Annotated in this window: 10 protein-coding genes; 7 read left to right on the top strand and 3 right to left on the bottom strand. The window is 45.1% G+C overall.

Translation table 11 applies throughout. The features are described 5' to 3' along the window. Window positions 1-433 precede the first annotated feature (433 nt). Window positions 434-1,270 carry an HDOD domain-containing protein gene (locus tag MHN09_RS06670; protein ID WP_049587051.1) on the top strand — a complete coding sequence of 279 codons (837 nt, stop codon included), beginning with the start codon at window positions 434-436 and terminating at the stop codon, window positions 1,268-1,270. 126 nt (window positions 1,271-1,396) lie between these two features. Here the strand turns inward: MHN09_RS06670 and MHN09_RS06665 are convergent, their stop codons facing one another. Then, window positions 1,397-2,587 (bottom strand): benzoate/H(+) symporter BenE family transporter, encoded by a 1,191-nt coding sequence (locus MHN09_RS06665; protein ID WP_168463382.1) that lies wholly within the window; start codon window positions 2,585-2,587, stop codon window positions 1,397-1,399. 186 nt (window positions 2,588-2,773) lie between these two features. On the opposite strand from MHN09_RS06665, the gene MHN09_RS06660 reads away from it, so the two are divergent. After that, window positions 2,774-3,337, top strand: a complete 564-nt coding sequence (locus tag MHN09_RS06660) for an XRE family transcriptional regulator (RefSeq protein ID WP_239239742.1) — start codon at window positions 2,774-2,776, stop codon at window positions 3,335-3,337. Window positions 3,338-3,554: 217 nt separating this feature from the next. On the opposite strand, the gene rdgC is transcribed toward MHN09_RS06660, so the two are convergent. Next, window positions 3,555-4,466 carry a recombination-associated protein RdgC gene (rdgC, locus tag MHN09_RS06655; protein WP_014948279.1) on the bottom strand — a complete coding sequence of 304 codons (912 nt, stop codon included), beginning with the start codon at window positions 4,464-4,466 and terminating at the stop codon, window positions 3,555-3,557. A gap of 117 nt (window positions 4,467-4,583) precedes the next feature. Continuing rightward, window positions 4,584-6,314: a HAMP domain-containing sensor histidine kinase gene (locus MHN09_RS06650; protein WP_239239740.1), complete on the bottom strand. Its 1,731-nt coding sequence runs from the start codon at window positions 6,312-6,314 to the stop codon at window positions 4,584-4,586. A gap of 254 nt (window positions 6,315-6,568) precedes the next feature. Between MHN09_RS06650 and phoB the strand changes: the two genes are divergently transcribed. From phoB to MHN09_RS06625, 5 genes are all read left to right on the top strand, one after another. Further along, window positions 6,569-7,258: a phosphate regulon transcriptional regulator PhoB gene (phoB, locus tag MHN09_RS06645; protein ID WP_014948281.1), complete on the top strand. Its 690-nt coding sequence runs from the start codon at window positions 6,569-6,571 to the stop codon at window positions 7,256-7,258. 100 nt (window positions 7,259-7,358) lie between these two features. After that, window positions 7,359-8,660 (top strand): phosphate regulon sensor histidine kinase PhoR, encoded by a 1,302-nt coding sequence (phoR, locus tag MHN09_RS06640; RefSeq protein WP_014948282.1) that lies wholly within the window; start codon window positions 7,359-7,361, stop codon window positions 8,658-8,660. 16 nt (window positions 8,661-8,676) lie between these two features. Then, on the top strand, window positions 8,677-9,708 hold the full coding sequence (locus tag MHN09_RS06635; RefSeq protein ID WP_080986402.1) for a phosphate ABC transporter substrate-binding protein: 1,032 nt from the start codon (window positions 8,677-8,679) through the stop codon (window positions 9,706-9,708). 424 nt (window positions 9,709-10,132) lie between these two features. Continuing rightward, entirely contained in the window at window positions 10,133-12,913 is a 2,781-nt protein-coding gene (locus MHN09_RS06630) for a hypothetical protein (RefSeq protein ID WP_020742896.1), read from the top strand. 117 nt (window positions 12,914-13,030) lie between these two features. Continuing rightward, window positions 13,031-15,679: a TonB-dependent receptor gene (locus MHN09_RS06625; RefSeq protein ID WP_168533576.1), complete on the top strand. Its 2,649-nt coding sequence runs from the start codon at window positions 13,031-13,033 to the stop codon at window positions 15,677-15,679. Window positions 15,680-15,810: the final 131 nt, after the last annotated feature.

Genomic DNA, 15,810 nt, shown 5'->3' with positions numbered 1-15,810 from the left:
TGGTTTAACCGCATTGATTTACAGTATGCGGGGCGGTGAATAGATAGCTCACTATAGCTATGCTTTTGATTTAATACAAAAGTATGAAAAATATTTGCTTAATATCAATAGTGGTTTGCTACCAGTTGACTATACTTTAAAAAAAGCTCTGGTGGTTCTACCGTTGCTAATAATTCGCATCGACACTGTATTTTTTTAGTTGGTCGAAACTAAAGAGCTACTATAGTATGGTGATAGAAATACCATAATAAAACAATAAACGGTTTGTATTTTAGCGTGAAGCATAGAAGCCTATGTAAGTTAACGCACCGAATGCAACGTACAAACATCGAATCTATTTTAGTCATCAGTTTTGCTGGTGGTCGAGATGATTAACTGGTAAAGCAACCTATCGCCTTCACGAGGCTATTTGGAACTTTCTAAGGGTAGAAATATGTCTACACAGAACGCGCTTTCAACCATTTTGGTTGAAAAAATTAACAATGACACACTCGTCCTTCCCACGCTTCCTGCTATTGCATTGAAAGTCCGCAAAGCGGCAGACGATCCCGATATTAACTTAAACGCGATGGGTGATGTGATTGGTCAAGATCCATCACTTAGCGCAAGAATGATCAAAATTGCGAACAGTGCTTATATGGGACGTAGCGTAAAAGTTACTTCTATCAGCCAAGCGGTGACTCGAATTGGTTTACGCCAAATTAAAAACATCTCTACTGCACTCGCTATGGAGCAATTATTCGTCTCTAAAAACGATGTAGTTGCACGCTATTTACAACAAGAGTGGGCAAATACAGTTAATATCGTGGCTAACTCTATGGCGGTGCTTCAGCTTTACATAGCGCGTACCAAAAAACGTGAAATGAGCATGGATACCATGACACTAGCGGCACTGGTTCACAACATTGGTGTTCTGCCTATTTTGACCGAGGCTGAGCGTCACCCTGAAGTCTTTGCGAACCCTTCATTCCTTGAAGTGGCAATCGATAAATTAGCTGGCCGTATTGGTGCAAGCATTATGACAGAGTGGGGCTTCGGAGAAACCTTCGTTAACGTTTCAAAAAATTGGAAAGACCTAAGCTACATGCCAGAAGAGTTAACCTACATTGATTTCGTTCGTGTTGGCGCTGCAGTCTCAGGTGCGGTAGACAGTCAAAAAGATGCGATCTTAAACTTAGCTATTCAGCGCGGTGTGGTTGAAGATATGGGCGAGCTTCACTCTGGTGAGTTTGAAGAGCTTGCAAGCGCAGCGAAGCAAATCTTCTTGTAAGTATTTTAAGCGACAAAATACTGCAAAGGCCGGTACAGAAGCACAACTTCAGTACCGGCCTTTTCGTTAGGGGAAGCTGACAAATGAAAAGCTGACAATGAAATAGCACAAAGCAAACAAATGCTGCTACGCGCTAACAGGCTTCTTTTGAACGTAAAGCAGCAATAAACCTAACCCTAATCCCCACACCGCTGAAGTCATGGAATATAAACTAAATCCTGACGCCGTACACAGCATGGTAAGCAACGCAGGAGCCCTGTGGTGCTCTACTTCCATGGCGCGAACCACCGCTCCTTGCAGCGTAGCTAATAGGGCTAGTCCAGCAAGCAGATGAATAATGATACTGGGCATACTCACAAATAGCGCAACGACCACAGACGCTAATAACCCCATGAACAAATACGCCACCCCCGCTGCTATAGCGGCTTTATAGCGCTGCGACTTTTCATTATCCGCTTGCTCGCCCATGCATAGCGCTGCCGTTATCGCCGCTAAGTTAAAGGTAAAACCACCGAAAGGTGCCAATAAGGCTTGAACAATGGCAATGCCTGAAAAAATGGGTTTGTGGTCGGGCGTATAGCCATGGGCGTGATGAATAGCTATGCCTGGCAAGTTTTGAGAAAGCGTGGTGATAAGAAAAAGGGGAAATGCTAATCCAATGGCAGCACTCAGTGAGAAAGTGGGCGTTACCCAAATAGGCTCGGGCAGAGTGAATATTGATGGCAGCCCTGGTGAGTCGCTTGATAGAGCAACCACACCATCTGCACTACTCATAAACAAGCTAATGGTCACCGACATGACCAGCAACAACAGCATAAGATAGCGGGGAAATAGTCGGCTTCCTACTAAATAAGCCGCGATAAATAACGCAACTAAGTACGGTGCGTCATTAACATCACTGAATATCGCAAGGCATATAGGTAAGAGAATGCCGGCCAAAAGCGCCGATGAGATTGCAGGGGGAATCCGACTTATTTGTTTAAGCAGGTTACGGCTTTGCGCAGTTACAAGAGAAAGCAAGGCACATAGTATAAATGCACCAATGGCTTCACTTAAACGGTAGTCACCGATACTGGTTAACAAAAAGGCCGCGCCAGGGGTAGACCACGCGGTAACAACGGGCAGTTTGGATAGCCACGAAAACAGAATGCAGGTAATGCCCATACCGAGCCCAAGCGCCAACAACCAACTCACTACCATGTCGTCGCTGGCGCCGGCTTTGCGCGCTACATCAATGATAATGACAACAGAACTACTGTAACCTACTGTAACCGCGGTTAGCCCTGCGCTGATATGACTTAACTTCCACTTGCTCATGAAAACCCTCGTGATGGAATTTCGATTTGGAATCGACCGAGCGATGAAACACGCTTTTAGTGTCTATCGAATGTGCTACTCTACCTTTTTGTGCGCTATAACGTACAATAGCTAACTTAACATCTGTGCGTTATAGCGCACAACTGGTTTATTAAACTCAGCGTCAAAATAAAAGGCCTTCATTACATGACAAAAGCAAATGCGCAGCCTTCTGCTATTTCAAGAAGTATTGCACAGCACCTGCAGTCTGTTCGTAAAGCTAGGGGGCTTTCCCTTGATAAAACAGCACAGTTGACGGGAGTGTCTAAAGCCATGTTGGGGCAAATAGAACGAGGCGAGTCCAGCCCCACAATCGCTACCTTGTGGAAGATAGCAACCGGTCTTGCGTGTTCTTTTTCTTCTTTCTTGTCAGGTGATGAAACCGCACCTACGTCCCAACGTGCCGATAACAAGTTCGCTAACGACCCAAACGTAACCATAAAAACGCTATTTCCGTTTAACTCAGCCACCCAGTTTGAAATGTTTGAACTATGCTTAACGGACTTTCATGAGCAGCACTCTTCGGCGCATCAAATAGGCGTCACCGAACATATTCACGTACTACAAGGAAAGTTAGGGGTTTTGCAAGATGGTCAATGGCAAACCTATCAAGCGCAAGAGCAATGTATATTGCGCGCAGACCAGCCCCACGGTTATCGAGATGAAGTAGGAGAAACGCGCTTTATTGTGGTTATTCACTATCCCACTTAAAGCGGTTGGGCAACTTTCTTGCAAAAGCTAGGAGAAAGGCTAGGAAAAAGGCTAGCAAAAAAGCTAAGAAGCATTTGCGCTACATGACAATTGCCAGTTCAAACAAGCAAGTCAATTAACAGGGCCTAATAAAAAGCCTAACTACCCCAAGGTAATTAGGCTTTTCGATAGCGCTAGGCTATCTTTCTCATCGGCTTAATATTTATTTGCCGTTCGTTTATAAACTATCGTCGTTAAGATTAAGCGCACCACGAAGGAAGTTTAGCAGTGTACAAATTTCGGCTGACATAAGCGCGAACTCTGCATCAAGACGCGCTTCAACCTGATCTTTTGGCACATCGTCAGTTTCTTCTTTAATCCGATCGGTGAACTTAACACGTTTAATGGCGCCATCCTCGCACATAATAGCCGTTAACGTCTCTGCATATTCGAATGCTACCTTTTGAACCAACTTACCGGCATCCAAATGAATACTAATTTCTTCGCTATCTAGCGGCTGGTTCTTACAACGAATAACGCTGCCAGTGTCATCGGTAGATTTAAGTTCAGCTTCTTCAAGTAGACCTACACCTTCTGGTGTTGACTCAGTAACCCAGTGCGTAAGCTCGCTTTGAAGGCTTCTGCGGGTAAATGGCACTACTGGAAGTGAGCCTATGGCTTTTCTTACCATCGCCAAAAAGGCTTCGGCTTTGCCATCAGATGATGCGTCAACTACGACTAAGTTGTCAGCAAGCGAAATAAAGCCGTGAGTGTAGGTGTTTTTCGTAAATGCCTGGGGCAGCAAGCGGGTTTGAATTTCTTGTTTAAGATCTGCCTTGGCTTTTTTACCAACCGGCGAACCGGTTTCCATTTCAATTTTGGCCACCATTTCGTCAAGCTCGGCATTTACCACTGCGCCGGGCAAGATCTTTTCTTGTTTCTTTAACGTTATCCAAAAACGCTGTTGAACAACATGGAACATGGTGCCTTGCTTACCCGCCTGAGAAAACGGAGAGGCGAACCCCATGGTTGCTAAGTCCTGGCTACCGCACGGGCGAAAAGCGTGTTCGTTAAGGGCACGTTCTAAATCGCCCTCGTCTAGCGATAACGGCTGAGTAATTTGATAGGCTTTTACATTTTTAAACCACATAGTGTAAGCATTCTCTTGATAAAAATAGGGCGCAAGCCTACCAACGTAAGACTCGCGGTGCAATTGAATAAAAGGCCCTAGAAAGCGGGCACCTTAGCTTGATAGTAGCAAGAAAGGTTAAGTACTCTTTTTCGGAAAACGAATGGTGTACTGTAAGCCGTTGCCAAGCGTACTGTCGGCCTCTATATGTCCATGCAGTGACTGTGTAACCAGGTTGTACATAATATGTGTGCCTAGACCGCTACCACCTTCTCCGCGTTTGGTAGTAAAGAAGGCATCAAACAACTTACTGAGCTCTTCTTCACTTAAACCTTTTCCGTCATCTTGGTAGTTAATCACCACGTTTTCACCGGCTTCTTTCACATCTAACGTGATTGTGCCCGCTACATTGTTTTCAAAGCCGTGTGTTATTGAATTAACCACCATATTGGTAACGATTTGAGCGATGGCGCCGGGTGCACAGGTCACAACTAAATTGTCGGGGCAGGATACGTTAATTTGATGTTCAGTATGCTTAAAACTTGGCTTAAGCGACTGAATGATCTCGTTAATGTAGTCGCCTAACACAAATTCGCGCTCGGTCTCGCTGGTCTGGTCAACGGCCACCTGTTTAAAGCTGGCGATAAGGTCAGATGCGCGCTCTAGGTTACTTAAAAGTAGTAGCGCAGTTTGTTCCGCTTCATCGATGAAGCTTGCCATGTTCTTACTGGTCAGGCTTTTATCTTCGAAGTCGGTTTTTAAATTGTTAAGTCGCTCTTGTAAAAAGCTGGCTGCGGTCACGCTCACGCCTAATGGCGTGTTTACGTCATGCGCGATACCGGCCACCAGACCGCCAAGCGACGCCATGCGCTCCGACTCGACCAATTGCTCTTGCGCTTGATGAAGTGTATCCATCGAACTGGCTAGCTCTTGGTTACGTTTGCGCAGTTCGGCTTCTATATACTGACGATTTTCGTTTTCCTGGCGAAGCTCTCGCTGGTGGGCAATAAGCTCGTCTTTTTGCTGCTCTAAGTCGAGCATGATCTGAGACAACGATGCGGTTTTCTTTGCCACTTCTTGTTCTAAAATCAGGTTTTGGTCGTCTAGCTTCTTGTTGGCAAGAGTGAGTTCATTCTGCGCGTCTTTCAGCTTATTGTTTGAAATAATAAGATCGTCGATTACGTGGTTGTATGATTCCTTAAGCTGCAATAGCTCGTTGTCATCATCGAGCTTTATGCTGAGTTTGCTCTCTTCTGGGTGCTGTGGATCGAAATTACCCATTTGCTCGGTAATGGTTTGCAGCGGTTCAGAAAGCATGGTGCGAAATGCGGTCATAAACAAGAAGACCAGAAAGGTGGTTTTTACTAACGCATTACCGATAAGAAAAAATACGCCCACTTCAATACGGCTAAAAATAGTATCAAAGCTAGAATATAAGGTGACGTCGCCAACCGTAGATTCGCGACCTGAGAATTTAAATACTAGTGGGAAGCTGTAGCTAAATACGCCGCCGGGATGATCTTCAATTATTTCACCGTCAACCGGAGCAGGAGAGCGCTGAGCACGGATGCCGTACTCGGCAATGTAGTTGCCATTTTCACCACGAACTTGAAGCCCTTCAACAATAGGCAATGACATAAGGCCTTCGGCGATGGCACGCACTTGGTCGTGGTTAAGTTCCCACAAAGCGCGGGTCAGGCTAGAAGAAAAGGTGTTTTTTAGCGTTTGAAGCTCGCCTTCAACGTGATTTTTGGTGCTGAGGTATTCTGTAAAGATCTGTCCTACCGTCACTAGCAGCGTGAGAGAAAAGTACACTGACAACACTCTGGCTAAGAGTTTCCTTGATAACCCTGTCTTGACCGCAGCCATCGATAAACACACCCCTGTTACATCAGACCTTTTAAATCACCGACAACGCTTGGTAGTTGCTCACCTTTGCAACAATAATAGTCGGTTTTATGTAATTTCAAGAATATGCGTAATCGTATGAATAAACAAGATTATGTATTTAAACTTTGGAACAAGCTTGTATTAAACTTGACACATAAATGTAATCGTTTTAATAAAACTGTCACAGACCACATTAATAATAACGGCGTTTAAAAATGAGCAGGAATATTACGATGTCTCGTACAGTGTTGGTGGTTGAGGACGAAGCGCCTATCCGTGAAATGCTTAAGTTTGTGCTTGAGCAATCTGGTTTTAACATTATTGAAGCCGAAGATTTCGACATCGCGCAAGAAAAAATTTGCGAACCTTACCCAGATTTAATCTTATTAGATTGGATGTTGCCGGGAGGAAGCGGTGTACAGCTAGCTAAAAGTTTAAAGCAGCACGAGTTTACTCGTGACATTCCCGTCATCATGCTTACAGCCCGTGGCGAGGAAGAAGACAAAATTCGCGGCCTGGATGCAGGTGCTGATGACTACGTTACTAAACCATTCTCGCCGAAAGAGCTTGTGGCAAGAATCAAAGCAGTGATGCGAAGAGTAACGCCTACATCAAGCGAGGAGCCCATTGAATTTAATGGTCTTAAACTTGAACCGGTATCACATCGCGTAATGGCGAATGAAGAACCGTTAGACATGGGGCCGACTGAATTTAAGTTGTTGCACTTCTTTATGACGCACCCAGAACGTGTCTATAGCCGAGAGCTACTGCTAGATAATGTTTGGGGAACCAATGTTTATGTAGAAGACAGAACGGTAGATGTACATATTCGACGTCTACGCAAAGCTATCTCTCGCCACGGACATGATGCTATGATCCAAACAGTACGCGGCGCGGGTTACCGTTTTTCTACTAAGCTGTAATAAATGTAGTGTTTAGGGAGTAACATGGTGTTATTCCCTTGATGTCGCTGCGCCATCTGGGCATGCGCCCAATTCCACCTTTAACAACGCGAGCTATTTCATGTATTACCCGTTCTCTTGGTTGAGAAGTACATTGCGCTTAGTGCTATTCCTTGTGGTTTTTGCGCTAGTCGGGTGGTATCTAGATGATATGTTATTCGCCGTTGCCATTGGCGCAACCCTGCTACTGCTATTTAACTACTGGCATCTTTACAAGCTAAATCGCTGGTTATGGCATAGTCGTAAAATGTCTCCACCTACCGTGCGTGGCGTGTGGGAACATATTTATGAAGGGATTTATTACCTTCAGCGTCGTAACCGCAATAAGCGTAAAGAGCTTGGTGAATTGGTAAAGCGTTTTAGAGAGGGGTCTGAAGCCTTGCCTGATGCGGCGGTAGTGGTTGATGCTAAGGCCTGCATTATTTGGTGTAACCGCCTTGCTCGCTTGGATTTAGGGCTTAAATGGCCGCAAGACTCTGGGCGTCGAATCGACAACTTGTTGCGCCATCCGGAGTTTATTCAGTACTTTCATGCAGGGAATTATAAATACCCCATTGAAGTACCGTCACCTACCAACCCCAACAAAACCTTTGAATACCGGATTATGCCTTATGGCGATGAGCATTTGTTGCTGATTGCCCGTGACATAACGCGGGTGTCCCAGCTTGAAGAAATGCGTAAGGACTTTGTGGCAAATGTGTCTCATGAATTGCGTACACCGCTAACGGTCATTAACGGATACCTTGAAATTCTTCCTATTGATGAAGACTCCGATCCATTCATGCAAAAAGCGATGAAAGAAATGACATCGCAAACCCACCGTATGCAAAACTTGATAGAAGACTTGCTGGTGTTGTCGCGCATTGAAGCAAGCTCGGAACGCATCTACGAAAATGTTGTGAATATTCCTGTGGTTCTTGCGCAAGTGGAAAGAGAAGCGCAGGCGCTTAATAAAGAGAAAAACCACACAATAAACTTCCACATCGACAAAGAACTCTATGTTTTCGGTGTAGAGACCGAACTGCGCAGCGCTTGCTCAAACTTGGTGTTCAATGCGGTGCACTACACACCTGCCGGTGGTGAAATTAATGTGTACTGGCGACGTAAACCCAATGGCGCGCAATTTTCTGTGGTAGATAACGGTGATGGTATTGAGCCAAATCATCTAAACCGCCTTACCGAGCGCTTTTATCGCGTGGATAAAGCGCGCTCTCGCAAAACCGGTGGCTCTGGCTTAGGTCTTTCCATTGTAAAACATGTACTAAGTCATCATAATTCCCGTTTAGATATAACCAGTACATTGGGTGAGGGCAGCAATTTCTCGTTTGTGCTGGATAACGAGTTGATTGCAGAGCAACTGTAACCCTAAGAGGCGAGAAGTGTTGGTGAGCAAAAAGCATGACAAGATGAAAGGGCAACGCTACCGCCTTTCAACGTTACTTTTAGTAATAGGCTTATTGTTACCATTTGGAGCCCTGGCTGATTTTCAAAATACTCAAAGCTCGTCATCTGCTTCTGGTAGCTATCAAGTACCTGCCTATGAACGTAAGCCTGGGGTGGCAGGAAAAATATCCTCTGTTGGCTCAGACACGCTGGCAAACTTAATGACCTTTTGGTCACAGGAATTCAAAACCCTTTATCCTCAGGTCGGCTTTCAAATACAGGCGTCAGGTTCATCTACCGCTCCGCCGGCACTTATTGAAGGTACTGCCACCATAGGCCCTATGAGCCGAGAACTAAAACCCAGTGAAATACGGGATTTTACGCGAACCCACGGTTACCCGCCTACGGTATTAAAAGTGGCAATGGATGCCATCGCCATTTTTGTGGATAGACGCAATCCGCTGCCGGGTATGACCCTTGAGCAAGTTGACGCGGTGTTTTCTGAAACCCAGTTTTGTGGCAGCAATACAGCCATTACCAATTGGTCTCAGCTCGGCGTTGACGATATAGGCTATCGTTCTCCTATCAGGCTGTACGGTCGAAATTCAGTATCGGGTACTTACGGCTTGTTTAAAGTGATGGCGCTGTGCGATGGTGACTTTAAGAATACGGTAAACGAACAACCTGGCTCTGCATCTGTAGTATTGTCCGTGGCCAGCGGTACAGGCGCGATTGGCTATGCCGCTTACGGCTATAAAACCGCAGGAGTTCGCGCTCTGCCTTTAGGTGAGTCGCTAGATAGCTTAATCCCTCTTTCTATTGATACGGTGCGCAACGAAACGTATCCGTTTGCCCGTTTTCTTTATTTAGTGATAAATAAAAAGCCTGGTGAGCCTTTACCTACTCTGGAAAGAGAGTTTTTGCGCTATATCTTGTCACAGGAAGGGCAGCAGCAGGTGTTAAGAGACGGATATTTCCCCATTCGTGAAGACGTACTGGTACGCCAACGCCGACTGCTTGACGAATAAAAAGTGCCATTCAGAATAACGCTAACCACTCTAATGCCGCTGAACAAATCAACAAGTTTTTTAGGTGGAAGCCTTTTTAAAGTCTACTTCACTCTACCTGCTATGTCATAATTGCGTCACAAATCAAAAGAGTATATTGACGAAAACTGACTAATTGGGATTGAAAGAAGGGGGCGGTTGACAAAAAATAGAGTCTACGTTCGGTCAATAAATTCAGGTTTTTACCAATTAAGTTTTGGAAAAATATACAAAAAACAAATCCCCAGTTGCCAAAGTAAGTCTTCTAAACGTTTTTTTAGCCCAAAATTGAACTTTTTCTATGAAACTTTTGTTACAGCGACTTAATGTAACAAATGTGTCATCTACCTCAGTTAAAGTTTCCGCGTTTTCAAAATCCATAACTATACCGTACCTGGAGAAACACATGGAACTTAAGCAACTTTTCAAGGCTTCAGCTATTGCTACTGCACTTGTTCTAGCAGGCTGTGGCGGCGATATTAATATCAGTGAAGGTGATATTGATAACAGCGTAACTAATAATAACGGTGGAAACACTGGTGGCGATACTGGTGGCGATACTGGTTCAGATGATACAGCTCCAGGTGAAGTAAGCTCTTTCCTAAGTGGTGAAGTTTCTGATGCGTTCGGCCAGTCGGTTGAAGTACGCGTTCTTTCTGGTCGTTTAACAGCTGATGATGCTGACGATCAAGGCGTTATCACGCTAACTAATGACACAGTGTGGGCACTTGAAGGTCCAGTATTTATTGGTAACGACAAAGCAGACAGCGTAACGCTAGCAATCGAAGAAGGTACAGTCATCTTTGGTCGCACTGGTGCAGATTACCTTGTAGTTAGCCGTGACTCTAAAATTGAAGCAGAAGGTACAGCATCTTCTCCAATCATCATGACTTCATTCAATGATGTTGTAGGCGACGAAGTTGGTGCTGGTCAATGGGGTGGTGTGGTTATTCTTGGTAACGGTACATCGACTAAATGCCCGCAAGACGGTTCTGATTGTGCGCTTCAGGTTGAAGGTGCAGAAGAGGGTGCAGTATTTGGTGGTACAGACGATACAGACAGCTCTGGTATCCTTAAATACGTAGTAGTGAAATACGCTGGTTTTGAAATTGCGCCAGACAACGAACTTAACGGTATTACGTTTGGTGGTGTTGGCTCAGGTACAGAAGTTGATTATGTACAAGTACACAGCAACGCTGATGACGGTGTAGAATTCTTCGGTGGCGCGGTAAACGCGAAACACTTAGTTTTAACAGCTAACCAAGATGACTCAGTAGACTGGGACAACGGTTATAAAGGTAAGCTTCAGTATGTTTATGTTCAGCATGCCGCTGACAACTCTGACGCAAACCGCGGTATTGAAGGTGACGGCGACGGTGGTGACGGTCTAGAATTCTCTAAGCCAATGCTCGCTAACATGACAGTTATCGGTAACACTTTCGACACTGCTGACGCTGACTCTGAAGGTCTTCTACTTCGCGACCAAACTGGCGCAAACCTGATGAACTTCCTAATCACTGGTCCAGAAGCAATGGGCGAGTGTTTAGAAATGGACACAGACGAAACGGTTCAAGCTAACCTTTCTGACGGTGATCTAACCATGACTTACTCAGCGATTGCTTGTTCTGAGCCGTTCAACACGCCAGAGGGTGCAGTAGACCTTGAAACATGGTTCACAGGCCAAGAAGGTAATCAGCTAATCGCATTTGAAGACCGTGCAAATCTTGGTCTTAACCCAGACGGTACACTTACAGCAGAAAGTGCGCTTCTTACTGCTGGTGGCGACGCATCTACATTGCTTGATACTTTCTTTGAAGCAAACACATTCATCGGTGCGATTGGTGAAGATGACTGGCGTCAAGGTTGGGCTTTTGGTTTTGGTGGCGGTAACATCGAACTAGCACAATCTGCTTCTGGCTGTCCATCAGGTACAACGTCAATTACGCCAGTAGACGGTTCAACTACTACGTGTGAAGTGTCTGGTACTATCACGTCTGACCTAACGCTTACAGAAGGTAATTTCTACGCGCTTTCAGGTGCAGTATTCGTAGGTGGTGATAAAGAAAACAGCGCAACCCTTACTGTTGAGCCAGGCGTAACTGTTTATGGCGCATCTGGTAACGACTACCTAGTAATTAGCCGTGACTCAGAAATCAATGCAAACGGTACTGCTGAAAACCCAATTACTTTCACATCACGTGACCACGTTGTTGGCGGCCTTGAGGCGGGTGAAGCTGGACAATGGGGCGGCATGATCGTTCTAGGTAACGGCGAATCAACTAAGTGTCCTCAAGACGGTACAGATTGTTCACTTCAAGTTGAAGGTGCACAAGAAGGTGCAGTTTTCGGCGGAACTGACAACACAGATAGCTCTGGTACACTTCGCTACGTTCGCGTAATGCACGGTGGTTTTGAAATTGCACCAGATAACGAACTAAACGGTATTACGTTTGGCGGTGTGGGTTCTGGTACTACTGTTGAGTATGTACAAGTTCACAAAAACGCAGACGACGGTGTTGAGTTCTTCGGTGGTGCAGTAAACGTTAAGTATCTTACGCTAACAGGCATTCAAGATGACTCAGTAGACTGGGATAACGGCTACGTAGGTAAGCTTCAGTTTGTACTTGTTAAGCACGCTGAAGATAACTCTGATGCTAACCGCGCAATTGAAGGCGACGGTGACGGCGGCGACGGCACAGCGTTCTCTAACCCTATGGTTGCTAACATGACTATCATTGGTAACGAGTTCGACACTGCTGATGCAGACTCTGAAGGTGTTCTACTTCGCGACCAAACTAATGCACAACTTTACAACTTTGTTGTAACTGGTCCAGCGGGTATGGGTGAGTGTTTTGAAGCCGACTTAAGCGATGGCGATACTACGCTACTTGCTAACATGGATGGTACCAACACGCCTCAGCTTACTTTTGAAACATCTGTACTAGCGTGTGCTGAAAACATCAAAGACTCTGGCGACTTTAGTCAAGAAGATTGGTTCACTGCGCAGGCAGGTAACAGCCTACTTGATAACACTGCAACAGTACTTAACGGTATTTACACAGTAGATGCAACAGTAGCGACTGACGTATCGACGCTAGACAGCTTCTTCTCTTCAGTAGACTTTATCGGCGCAGTTAAAGACGCTGATAACGACTGGACTGCGGGATGGACTGTTGGTCTTGAATAAGACTCAGTTCGCATAGCTAAAAACAAGCAAGTGCGTTGCAAAAGTGGCGCACTTGCTTTTAAGTTTGTAAAACACGAATAATTATCGTGAAAGTATTCCTTTCTAAAGAGGTTCATCATGAACAGACCTGCTAACAGGTTTCTTCTAAAGCCCATTAGCTTAGCCGTTGCAGCAAGCATTTTGTTTCCAACGACTATAGCCAACGCTCAATCAAACGAAGAAGAAGTGATTGAGGAAGTTGTCGCTACCGGTACGCGCTTAAAAGGTACCGCGACAGCAGTAATGGAAGAACGTAAAAATCAAGCCTTCGTAGCTGACATCATGGGTGCTGAGCAGATAGCTCGTACTGGTGACAGTGACGCTGCGGGCGCACTTCGCCGTGTAACTGGTCTAACACTTGTAGATGGTCGTTTCATCTATGTTCGTGGCCTTGGTGAGCGTTACTCATCAACACAATTAAACGGCGCAATCGTGCCAAGCCCAGATCCAACGCGTAACGTTATCCCTCTCGACTTGTTCCCGTCGAGCATTATCGAAAGCCTTGCGGTTCAGAAATCGTATTCACCATCTATGCCCGCGGCATTCGGTGGTGGTAACGTAAATATCCGATTGAAATCTATACCTACACAGCGTGTTTTCAACGTATCGGCTGCGGTTGGTATCGATACGGAAAACTCTGGTGATGTGTTAGATTATGCTGGTGGTGGACGCGATTGGACAGGTGAAGACGACGGTACTCGTGGCGTTTCAGCAGCTATTCAAGAACGTTGGGATTCAAAAAATTTCTTAGACGATCTTGAGCCAGAAGAAGCATTAGAACTATTCAAAGGTGTTAATAGAGAATACGGGCTAGAAAGAGAGTCTGCCGATCCTGACATGCGCGTTAATGTCACTTATGGTGACAGCTATGATTACGATGACGACTGGCGCTTTGGCTTTTTGGTAACTTCACGTTATTCAGCCCAAACCCGCTCTTCTGAAGAATACGAGCTACAAGACCCTGACTTAGTCGGCGATGACATTATCAATGTACGCTTCTTTGATGATATCCAAGGTACAGAGCAAACGGTGACTTGGTCTTCACTATTAACACTAGGTGTAGACTATAACCGTCAACATCGTATTGATTATAGCCTTATCGTGCTAAACGATACGCGCGACGAAATCCGCGAGATGTTCGGTAATACTGAAAACCTGAACCAAGCAGAAGGCTTGCGTATTAGAGATATTGATGTTCAGTACGAAGAACGCTCGCTATATACCAATCAACTTAAAGGCCAGCATACAATCCCAGAGCTAAACTTCATGGGTATTGACTGGACATACTCATTAGGCCGCTCGGTACGCTATGCGCCAGGTAACTTCAATGCACGCTTCGTTATGGAAGATGTGAATGAAGATGGTATTTTTGACGATGAAAACGAAATCTTCTTATCTGATGCACAAACTGCTGCTCGTTATACTTTCCAAAATCTTCACGACCGCTTGGAGAACTTTGGCTATAACGTGACTTACCCGATGACAATGGGTAAGTGGGAAACTGAGTACAAAGTGGGTGCAAGCTTTGTAACCAAAACTCGTACTGCAGAAAACCGCCGTTTCGATATCAATACGTTAGGTGTTGAAGACCGTTCAATATTAGATGGTAACGACTTTAGCGAAATCTTCAGCGACAGCGTTTTAGACACCCTGTCTTTGTCTAGCCGACCTATCATTCGTGATACGACTATTGCTGGTGATGACTATGTAGCGGGTCAAAAAATTGATGCGTACTATCTAGAAGCTGATTTCTTCTATGACAACAAGTGGCGTTTCACTGGTGGTGCCCGTTATGAAGACTTCCGTCAGGTAGTGGCGCCATTGGATCCGCGAACAAACCAATTTGACTTGAGTGATGAAGCAGATCGTTCACAGCTAGCGTTTCAAGAAGACGGGTTTTATCCAGCGCTTGCTGTAACTTACTTCTTAGAAGACGATATGCAGTTAAGAGCGAGCATCGGTCAAACAGTTGTGCGTCCTGATCTTCGTGAAGTGTCATCAGCAACTTACCTAGACCCATTAACTAACTTCCCGATTGCAGGTACACCTGGTGTAAGCACAACAGATATCATTAACTATGATTTACGTTGGGAATGGTACCGTGAAGCAGGCAACAACGTATCGGTAGGCTTATTCTACAAAGACATGGAAGCGCCAATTGAATCGGTACAGTCTCCAGCTCAGGATGGTCCACCGCTAATTCGTATTGCTAACGCAGAATCTGGTGAGGTTTATGGTGTCGAAGTTGAATTCCTACAAGATTTGGCCTTTATTGGTGACGGTATCTGGGACAACTTGTTTACTACAGGTAACATCACTGTCAGTGATTCTGAAATCGTATTAGATCGTCAGAATATTGTTGAGCAAACCGGTGTTTCTGCGGCGATTACTAATGTTGAGCGTCGTATGACGGGTCACTCTCAGTATGTACTTAACATGCAGTTGGGTTATGACTCAGATAACGGTGAACACTCTGCCTCACTCGTCTACAACGTATTTGGTGAGCGTATTCTAATTCCGGGTATCGACGGTTTCGACGATAACTTCGAACAACCATTCCATTCACTTGATATGGTGTACAAGTATTACCCAGACTTTAATAGCACTGTCACATTACGCGTTCAAAATATTCTAGGTGAAGATCGTGAAATTGAATTCAATGATACGTTGCTTAGGTCGGAGACAAGGGGTACAGGTATTAGGTTGTCATATAAATATGACTTCTAAACCTTAACTTATTACAAAGGCCGCTAACCAGCGGCCTTTTTTGTTTGCCCAGCGAAGCTGGCAAACCCGTCAGGTTGAAAGAAACCTGAATCACCCTGACTGAGGGGAAGATAATCCGAATGGCAAGGGCG

The sequence above is a fragment of the Alteromonas sp. MmMcT2-5 genome (assembly GCF_022348315.1).
Classification (GTDB): domain Bacteria; phylum Pseudomonadota; class Gammaproteobacteria; order Enterobacterales; family Alteromonadaceae; genus Alteromonas; species Alteromonas macleodii.
Note: the sequence above shows the minus strand (reverse complement) of the source record. Positions and strands in the feature narration are given on the sequence as shown.

What these genes read in the sequence shown, in the direction of transcription:
- phoR (WP_014948282.1), top strand. Translation starts at nt 7,359, where the DNA reads ATGTATTACCCGTTCTCTTGGTTGAGAAGTACATTGCGCTTAGTGCTA.
- MHN09_RS06670 (WP_049587051.1), top strand. Translation starts at nt 434, where the DNA reads ATGTCTACACAGAACGCGCTTTCAACCATTTTGGTTGAAAAAATTAAC.
- MHN09_RS06650 (WP_239239740.1), bottom strand. Translation starts at nt 6,314, where the DNA reads ATGGCTGCGGTCAAGACAGGGTTATCAAGGAAACTCTTAGCCAGAGTG.
- phoB (WP_014948281.1), top strand. Translation starts at nt 6,569, where the DNA reads ATGTCTCGTACAGTGTTGGTGGTTGAGGACGAAGCGCCTATCCGTGAA.
- MHN09_RS06630 (WP_020742896.1), top strand. Translation starts at nt 10,133, where the DNA reads ATGGAACTTAAGCAACTTTTCAAGGCTTCAGCTATTGCTACTGCACTT.
- rdgC (WP_014948279.1), bottom strand. Translation starts at nt 4,466, where the DNA reads ATGTGGTTTAAAAATGTAAAAGCCTATCAAATTACTCAGCCGTTATCG.
- MHN09_RS06660 (WP_239239742.1), top strand. Translation starts at nt 2,774, where the DNA reads ATGACAAAAGCAAATGCGCAGCCTTCTGCTATTTCAAGAAGTATTGCA.
- MHN09_RS06665 (WP_168463382.1), bottom strand. Translation starts at nt 2,587, where the DNA reads ATGAGCAAGTGGAAGTTAAGTCATATCAGCGCAGGGCTAACCGCGGTT.
- MHN09_RS06625 (WP_168533576.1), top strand. Translation starts at nt 13,031, where the DNA reads ATGAACAGACCTGCTAACAGGTTTCTTCTAAAGCCCATTAGCTTAGCC.